The following is a 1,440-nucleotide window of genomic DNA, read 5'->3' as shown; positions in this document are numbered from 1 at the left end:
GACCTGCTCGGCCTTGGCCAACGCCGATTCGCGTGATTCCATCGCGAACACGGCCTTGAGCGCGTCCCCGGCCCACCGGTTGTGCCGAGGGGAGACCTTCGAGCGCACGGTGCGCATGAAGCGCACCATGCACCCCTGTGAGCCGGCCTGTGGCAGTAGTTCCCTGACGGTGTTCACCAGTCCGGCGCACCGGTCGCCGGTCACCAGGCGCACGCCGGTAAGCCCACGCGAGATGAGCGAGGAGACGAAGCTGTTCCAGCTCGCCGAATCCTCCTTCATGCCCTCCGCCACGCCGATCACCTCCCGATGCCCGTCCGACCCGATGCCGATCGCGACCAGTATGCTCACGTTCTCCACGGCGCCACCCCACGAACGCTTGTGCCACACGCCGTCCATGAACACATACGGGTAGGGCTGGGATAGCGGGCGTTCGCGCCAGGCGTCGATGTCCCCGTAGACCTTCCTGAGCTTGTCCGACAGGGTCTGCGACGGCATCCGCGCTCCCCACAGCGCCTGGGAGATGTCGTCGACGCGGCGGGTGGACACGCCCGCCAGGTACATGTCGATCAAGGCCTCCTCCACGCTCTCCTCCCGGCGTCGGTACCGTTCGATGACCGCCGACTCGAACAGGGCGCCCTTCAGCTTCGGCACCCTCACACTCAATTTGCCGGCCTTGACCGTCAGATCGCGTTCGTAATGGCCGGCACGATACGCCTTCCTGCCGCAGGAACGCTCGTAGCGGGCCGCGCCGGTGATCTCGTCGGCCTCGGCGTCCAGCATCCGGTTGAGGATCTCGGTGACCTTCTCGCTCACCATCCGGTCCAGTTGGGTCTCGAACATGGGTTGATTCACCTGTAAAATGTGCTTGGGCATGGCCCGGTAGTGCCCGGGTTCTTGCGCACTTTGGTTTTTGTTTCCTGTGTGCGTTGTCAGTTCGCTTCCTGTATGGTGTCGTGGAGTCGGGACATGTCCAGGTAGCGGCGGGTCGACCACTGGTTGCCGGTGACGTAGCGGATTCTCGCAGTGATGAGCATCAATGCCGATCTACCATCCGGGAAAGCGCCCACCACGCGGGTTCTCCTGCGGATCTCCCGGTTCAACCGTTCGATCATGTTGTTCGTTCGGATGCGCCGGCGATGCTCGACCGGGTAATCCTTGAGCAGGTACGTGGTGGTCTCGTCGATGCCCTCGCGCAGGCACTTGGCGGCCTCCCTGAGTTTCCGCTCCTCCATCTCGGTGGCGACCTGCTCGGCCTTGGCCAACGCCGATTCGCGTGATTCCATCGCGAACACGGCCTTGAGCGCGTCCCCGGCCCATCGGGTGTGACGAGGGGAGACTTTCGAGAGCACGTTNCGCATGAAGTGCACCATGCACCGCTGGTAGCGGGCCTGTGGCAGGAGTTCACTGACGGTGTTCACCAGTCCGGCGCACCGGTCGCCG

General features: G+C 64.3%; 2 protein-coding genes. Both read right to left on the bottom strand.

Annotated elements, in window-relative coordinates:
- Nucleotides 1-873: IS256 family transposase (locus BAQU_RS10220; RefSeq protein ID WP_094695339.1), on the bottom strand; the 873-nt coding region annotated here is incomplete at its 3' end.
- A 56-nt stretch (nucleotides 874-929) separates the two neighbouring features.
- A partial coding sequence (locus BAQU_RS10215) for a transposase (protein WP_211277172.1) occupies nucleotides 930-1,440 on the bottom strand: 511 nt, incomplete at its 5' end.

This window comes from Bifidobacterium aquikefiri (assembly GCF_002259795.1).
GTDB lineage: Bacteria > Actinomycetota > Actinomycetes > Actinomycetales > Bifidobacteriaceae > Bombiscardovia > Bombiscardovia aquikefiri.
Note: the sequence above shows the minus strand (reverse complement) of the source record. Positions and strands in the feature narration are given on the sequence as shown.